This is a genomic window from Halolamina salina (genome assembly GCF_042678005.1).
Taxonomy (GTDB): Archaea; Halobacteriota; Halobacteria; order Halobacteriales; family Haloferacaceae; genus Halolamina; species Halolamina salina.
Map to the genome: position 1 here is coordinate 1 of NZ_JBHUDH010000109.1, position 6131 is coordinate 6131.

At 70.4% G+C, this 6131-nt stretch carries 7 protein-coding genes and 1 pseudogene; 3 read left to right on the forward strand and 5 right to left on the reverse strand.

Annotated elements, in window-relative coordinates:
• A partial coding sequence (locus ACFR9S_RS09710) for an ABC transporter permease (RefSeq protein WP_379818517.1) occupies positions 1-665 on the forward strand: 665 nt, incomplete at its 5' end.
• Between the two features lie 15 nt (positions 666-680).
• Here the strand turns inward: ACFR9S_RS09710 and ACFR9S_RS09715 are convergent.
• Positions 681-1190: a DUF21 domain-containing protein gene (locus tag ACFR9S_RS09715; protein ID WP_379732106.1), complete on the reverse strand. Its 510-nt coding sequence runs from the start codon at positions 1188-1190 to the stop codon at positions 681-683.
• Between the two features lie 97 nt (positions 1191-1287).
• Here ACFR9S_RS09715 and ACFR9S_RS09720 point away from each other — a divergent pair, with 97 nt between their 5' ends.
• On the forward strand, positions 1288-1530 hold the full coding sequence (locus ACFR9S_RS09720; protein ID WP_379732107.1) for a hypothetical protein: 243 nt from the start codon (positions 1288-1290) through the stop codon (positions 1528-1530).
• A gap of 57 nt (positions 1531-1587) precedes the next feature.
• Positions 1588-2586, forward strand: a complete 999-nt coding sequence (gene mvaD, locus ACFR9S_RS09725; protein ID WP_379732108.1) for a phosphomevalonate decarboxylase MvaD — start codon at positions 1588-1590, stop codon at positions 2584-2586.
• Here mvaD and ACFR9S_RS09730 read toward each other — a convergent pair.
• The 4 genes and pseudogenes from ACFR9S_RS09730 to ACFR9S_RS09745 all read right to left on the reverse strand — a co-directional run.
• On the reverse strand, positions 2583-3695 hold the full coding sequence (locus ACFR9S_RS09730) for a hypothetical protein (protein WP_379818518.1): 1113 nt from the start codon (positions 3693-3695) through the stop codon (positions 2583-2585). The two genes, mvaD and ACFR9S_RS09730, sit on opposite strands and share 4 nt — an antisense overlap.
• 216 nt (positions 3696-3911) lie before the next feature.
• Entirely contained in the window at positions 3912-4976 is a 1065-nt protein-coding gene (locus ACFR9S_RS09735; protein ID WP_379818519.1) for an ATP-NAD kinase family protein, read from the reverse strand.
• Positions 4977-5181: 205 nt separating this feature from the next.
• Positions 5182-5880 carry a competence/damage-inducible protein A gene (locus ACFR9S_RS09740; protein WP_379818520.1) on the reverse strand — a complete coding sequence of 233 codons (699 nt, stop codon included), beginning with the start codon at positions 5878-5880 and terminating at the stop codon, positions 5182-5184.
• A 45-nt stretch (positions 5881-5925) separates the two neighbouring features.
• A pseudogene (locus tag ACFR9S_RS09745) lies at positions 5926-6131 on the reverse strand (class I SAM-dependent methyltransferase); the annotation flags it as partial.

A 6131-nucleotide genomic window follows, 5' to 3' on the forward strand; every position in this document is an offset into this window, starting at 1 on the left:
TGCAGGTCCGGGACGCGCTGCGGGCGTTCGAGCGCGACCAGCGGGCGGGCCGCGTCGAGTACCTCGGCACCGCGCCGCTCTCGCTCCCGCCCGAGCCGGCGAGCAGCCCCTACTTCGGCTTCAGCTACACCGTGCTGGTGCCGTTGCTGTTGCTGCTTCCCGCCTTCATCGGCGGCTCGATCACCGTCGACTCGCTGACCGAGGAGATCGACCGCGGGACGATGGAGTTGCTCCGGGTGTCGCCGCTGTCGCCCGCCGGCATCGTCGACGGGAAACTGCTGGCGTCGGTGTTACTCGCGCCCGCGCAGGCGGCGCTGTGGATGGCGCTGCTCACGTTCAACGGCACGCCCGTCGCGAACCTCCCCGCACTCCTGCTGCTGACGACGGCGTTCGCGCTCGCGGTGTCGGCGCTGGGTGCCGCGGTCGCGCTGCTCTCGCCGGAGCGTCGCGCCGCGCAGTTCCTCTACTCGACGGGGGTGCTGGGGCTGTTCGGTGCCGCATCCCTGCTGCCCGGGAGTCCGCCGAACACGATCGCGCGGCTGGCAGTCGACTCCGCGTCGATGGGGACGTACGCGGTCGTCGCGGGCTACGTCGCGCTCGGGGTCGGTGCGTACCTCGGCGTGCGGCTGCTGGTCGCTCGGCGGGGCGACGCCGCGCTCGGGTAGCGGTCGTCGCGTCGACTACTCGATGTACGGCCGCTCGATGTCGCTCTCCCCCTCGATCACGCGGTTCAGCCCGCGGGTCACCCAGTCGAACAGCGAGATCAGCGGCGAGAGCACTCGCTCGACCAGCGCGACGACAGGGGCGACCGTCAGCGACCACTCGGCAGCGTTGCCGAGTCCGTACGCCTTGGGGACGATCTCGCCGAATACGAGCACGAGCGAACTCGTGACCACCGTCGCGGCGACGACCGCCGGGCCGGGGGGGAGGCTCCGCGCCACGAGCACGGTGATGATGCTCGAAATCGCGACGTTGACGACGTTGTTCCCGACCAGCAGCGTTACCAGCAGCCGGTGGGGGTCCTCCCGGAGCGCGGTGAGCGTCCGTTCGCTCGGGTCGTCGTCGCCCGGGACCGCGTCGTGGTCGGGCGGCAACGAGAATATCGCTGTCTCGGAGCTGGAGAAGAAGGCGCTGCACGCGAGCAGTACGACTGTTGCGCCGACGCCGCCGACGACGAGTGGGTCGACCATGGACCGACGCTGGACCGGGAGGCTATTCACAGTTCCGCGTGGCGCCAGTCGTGCTGCCTGCCGTACACTTTTGGGGAGGCAGTACGATGGACGCCCCATGCCGGCCAAATCGGGCGCCGCTCACTCGCTCGGCTACCTCGTGTGTATCGTCGTCAGCGGCTTTCTGAACAAGACCATCCTGACGTACCTCCCGCCGTTCGAGCGGCTCTCGCGGATCGCCGGGAACCTCCTGCAGGCGTACCTCGAAGTGCCCGTCGAGGAGGAGATCGCGGGCGTGATGCTCGTCATCGGCGTACTGCTGGCCGTCTGGGGCGCGGGCTACCACGTCTACCGGAGCTGACGCCCGCGGCACGGCACCGACACGTCTAACCCGGACCGCCGAGCAATCCCGACAGAGATGCCGCTCAAGGCCACCGCGCGGGCCCACCCGATCCAGGGGCTCGTGAAGTACCACGGGATGCGCGACACGGAGCTTCGACTCCCGTACCACGACTCGATCAGCGTCTGTACCGCGCCGTCGAACACCACCACGACCGTCGAGTTCCTACCCGACGCCGGCGACGACACGTACATCATCGACGGCGAGGCCGTCGACGGCCGGGGCGCCGAACGCATCCGCCACGTGCTCGATCACGTCCGCGACCTCGCGGGGTTCGACCACGGGGTCCGGATGGAGAGCGAGAACTCCTTCCCCTCGAACGTCGGCTTCGGCTCCTCCTCCTCCGGCTTCGCGGCGCTGGCGACGGCCGCCACCGAGGCCGCCGGGCTCGACCTCACCCGCCCGGAGATCTCGACGGTTGCCCGCCGTGGCTCCTCCTCGGCGGCCCGGGCGGTCACGGGCGCCTACTCCGACCTCTCGGCGGGGCTGAACGACGAGGACTGCCGCTCCCACCGGCTCGACACGGGGGAAGGCGAGGACGGGTTCGACCCCGAGGAGGACCTTCGGATCGTCACCGCGCTCGTCCCCGCGTACAAGGAGACCGAGGAGGCCCACCGTGAGGCCGAAGCGAGCCACATGTTCGACGCCCGGCTCGCCCACGTGCAGGACCAGCTCGTGGAGATGCGCGACGCGCTGCGTGAGGGCGACTTCCACCGCATCTTCGGCACCGCCGAGCACGACTCGCTGTCGCTGACGGCGACGACGATGACCGGTCCCGCGGGCTGGGTGTACTGGAAGCCCGAGACGATCGCCGTGTTCAACGCCGTCCGCGAACTCCGGGAGACTGGCGTCCCCGTCTACTTCTCGACGGACACCGGCGCGTCGGTGTACGTGAACACGACCGCGGAGTACGCCGACGTGGTCGAGGAGAAAGTCGCGGAAACGGGCGTCGAGACGCAGATCTGGGAGGTCGGCGGTCCCGCCGAGGTGCTCGCCGAGAGCGAGAGCCTGTTCTAAGACTCGCCCGAGACGGTCACGTTCCCGCCTTCTCCCCTGACCGAAACCGAATCGACGAACGTCTCATTCCCCGTGACGACGGCGACCGTCCGATCGTCGACAGTCGCGAGCCGGTAGCGATCGTCGTCGACCCGCCAGCCGTCGGCGGTTCGGTTCCCGCGGGCGTCGAGGTAGTCCGCGAACGCGTTCTCGAACTCCGTTGCGTCGGCCGCCGTATCCCACCGTAGCACCCAGACGTACCCCTCCGTCTCACGGCTCACGCGGACGACTCGGTCGTTCCCCCAGCCGGCCGCAGCCTCGGCCGCCCGGTCCTCGGGGAGTTCGGTGCCTACCACCGTCCGGACGAACAGTTCGCCCCGGCGCGGGTACGACGCGGGCGTGGACCAGTCGGCTGGTGTCTCGTCGACGACGGTGAGGTTCGCTGGTGGGTCGCTCGTCCCGGGGTGGAGTAGCTGCTCGGTCGTGTTCGGTAGCGTGACGTTCGACGACAGCAGTTCGCTCGGGGAATCAAGCTGCGTCGCGAAGTACCGCCCGCCGAAGCAGTACGCCTGCCCCGCGTACCGCTCGTAGGCCGTCCCGTTCCGGTACTCCGCACAGCGCCGCTCGATCGCCGAGAAGCCGAGGAACCGCCGGGTGTACGCGTCCTCGACGTAGACGGCGCTCCCCTCGATCAGCGCGCGCCGGATGCCGAACGAGTCGCGTTCGGTGACCCGGTCGAGGAACGTCGTTCGGTTCTCCGAGGCGCGCTGGAACTGGACGGCGTGAACGTACTCGTGGGCGAGGATGCGGGTCACCTGTGCCGTCGAGCCGTTGCGCGGCGAGATCCGAACCCTGCCGGTCCGGCGCGAGTAGCTCGCCCGGACCCGGCCGTCGTCGAAGCTTTCCAGCCCCGCGTCGAGACCCAACTGCGTGGCGAACGAGCCGGCCTGTGCCGGCAGCGACGTCTCCCGGACCGAGACGATCGGCGGCTCGTACTCGCCGCCCAGCGAGGACGCGACGCGCTCCCAGACCAGCGTCGCGTTCACGGAGAGGTTGCCGTACACCGTCACACCGCCGTCCGGCGTGGGCGTGGGGGTCGCCGTCGGCGCGTCGGTGGGGGTGGCAGTCACGGCGGGCGATTCGGTCGGCGTGGCGGTCGGCGACGCCGGTCCCGCTCCCGCGCTCGGCGAGGGGTTCGCACTCGGGGCGCTACAGCCGGCAATCACGAGGAGTCCGACCGTCAGGAGAGTCGCGGCGGCGTGGCGGCTCACGGCCACCACCGCCGTGGCGGGCGCTCGGCCATCGGTTCCGCGTACACCAGTCAGTAACTAATCAGTATCGCCGGCTCAGACGAGCTTCATCATCCGCGTCTCGAACTTCCCGACCCGGACTTTCCACCAGCCCCGAAGCGCCTCGTCCAGTTCGGGGTCGTCCGTGTCGGCCCGTAGCACGTTCACGCCGTCGAGCTTCGCCCGCGAGGCGACGATCGTCACGTCACACTGCCGGATCACGTCGGGCGAGAGCTGTGGGTTCCCGCGGCCGAACACGAACCCTTGCCCGCCGATGGGTGAGACGACGATCACGTTCGCCTCGCCCAGCGCGTCGAGGATCTCCTGCTCGGTTGCGTCTCTCACGACCACCTCGCCGTCGCGCCACACGTCGACGCCGATGGGCGACCCCTCGAAGCCGAGTTCCTCTTTGATCGTCCCGACCGTCGATCCCGGCCCGAGCACGTACGTCTTCTCCGGCTCGGCGCGGATGTCGTCGGCGACGCCCGCCGCGAGCGCGTCGACGGTGCCCCCGCCCAACTGCTTCGAGGACTGCATCGCCTCCGCGACGGGCACCCGTGCGACAGCCCGGAGTTCCGGGTTCACCTCGCCCTCGCGGTACTCGTCCTCGTCGATGTCCATCACTTCGCGGCGCTCGGTCCGCTCGTAGGACGCGACGATGTAGGCGGCGTCCTCCGGCGAGACGGCGAACACCGAGGAGTACACCTTCACCCCCGCGGGGATGCCGAGCATCGGGGTTCCCGTCCCCTCCAGCGCTTCGGCGACGTCCGCGGCCGTGCCATCGCCGCCGACGAACAGCACCATATCGACGCCGGCGTCGACGAACGCCGCGACGGCCGCTTCGGTGTCCTCGGGGCCGGTTTCGTCGCCGTCCGGCCGGCCGAGCACGTCGGGGTCGAAGTCCGCCGCGCGGACCGCCTCCTCGCCCATCGGCTCGCCCCACGTCGATATCTCGGCGTCGGGCAGTCGCTCTTGGAGCTCCGTCAGCGCGCGCTCGGCGCGGTCGGGGGCGCGTGGCTCCGCGCCACGGGCGCGGGCCTCGGCGACCTTCCCGTCGGTCCCCTTCAGGCCGACGCGGCCGCCCATGCCCGCGATGGGGTTGAGGACGAAACCTACGTGCATACCTCGGCTTCGGCGGGCAGGGGGAAAACGGCCGCGGACGCCGCGACCGACCACCAGAGCTAAGCGCCGGCCAGTCGAACGCGGGGGTATGCTTCAGGCTACGACAGTCGAGGGCGTCTCGCTCGACCCGGCGCTGACCGGCGCCGTCGGACTCGTGCTCGCGATCGCGCTGACGGCGGCGTGGACGCTGGCGTTCTACCGGTAGCTATCGCCCGTCGTCGACGGGTTCGACGTGATCGGCCAGCCACTCGGCCGCCCGACGCGCCGTCTCGGGCTCGGTCGCGGTGAGCTTCAGCGTCACCGTCTCCCCGGGATAGGAGCCGACGCTCACGTCGTACCGATCTTGGACCTCCGAGAGCCGGTCGAGCAGCGCGCTCTCGGGTTCGGGCGTCTCGACCGTCTCGCTGTACGTCCGCTCGCCCTCGAACTCCCCCGCGACGCCGGCGAACATCGCCTGCATCTCCGCGGGGACGCCCGGGAGCACGTAGCAGGACTCGACGACGGCGCCGGGTGCCACGCCCTCGGTGTTGTGCAGCGGCCGCGCGCCGGCCGGGAGTTCGGCGGTGCCGGCCACGAGATCCTCGGCCGCGTAGCCGCCCTCCTCGCGGAGCCACTCGACGGCTTCGTCGTGCAGTTCCACGTCGCGGCCGAACGCGGCGGCGACGGCCTCCATCGTCACGTCGTCGTGCGTCGGGCCGAGCCCGCCGGTGACGATCACGGCGCCGTACTCGGCGTGGTACTCGTTGACGACGCGGGCGATGTCCGAGACGCGGTCCGGAACGGTGGTGACGCGCTCTACGTCCACCCCGCGGTCGTCGAGGCGGGCACAGAGCCACGTCGCGTTCGTGTTCTCGGTGTCGCCGGTCAGTAGTTCGTCGCCGACGGTCACGATGGCGGCGTCCATTTGTCGGCGCTACGCGCGAGCGGGGGAAAAGCGCGACGGCGGCGGTTACGGCCCGACGACCGCGTAGCAGTTCCCACTGGAGAGTTCCCACTCGATCAGTTCCAGTTCGCTCTCCCGCAGATCCGCCTCGAACTCCGCGGGGTCGTACACGTGGTAGAACCGCCCGACGGTCTCGCCGCCGGGCAGCGTCCAGTCGATCTCCGTGTCCAGCCCCGAGCCGTCGGTCTCCTCGTCGGCGAAGCGGTCGTGTT

What these genes read in the sequence shown, in the direction of transcription:
- ACFR9S_RS09715 (WP_379732106.1), bottom strand. Translation starts at nt 1,190, where the DNA reads ATGGTCGACCCACTCGTCGTCGGCGGCGTCGGCGCAACAGTCGTACTG.
- ACFR9S_RS09720 (WP_379732107.1), top strand. Translation starts at nt 1,288, where the DNA reads ATGCCGGCCAAATCGGGCGCCGCTCACTCGCTCGGCTACCTCGTGTGT.
- mvaD (WP_379732108.1), top strand. Translation starts at nt 1,588, where the DNA reads ATGCCGCTCAAGGCCACCGCGCGGGCCCACCCGATCCAGGGGCTCGTG.
- ACFR9S_RS09735 (WP_379818519.1), bottom strand. Translation starts at nt 4,976, where the DNA reads ATGCACGTAGGTTTCGTCCTCAACCCCATCGCGGGCATGGGCGGCCGC.
- ACFR9S_RS09740 (WP_379818520.1), bottom strand. Translation starts at nt 5,880, where the DNA reads ATGGACGCCGCCATCGTGACCGTCGGCGACGAACTACTGACCGGCGAC.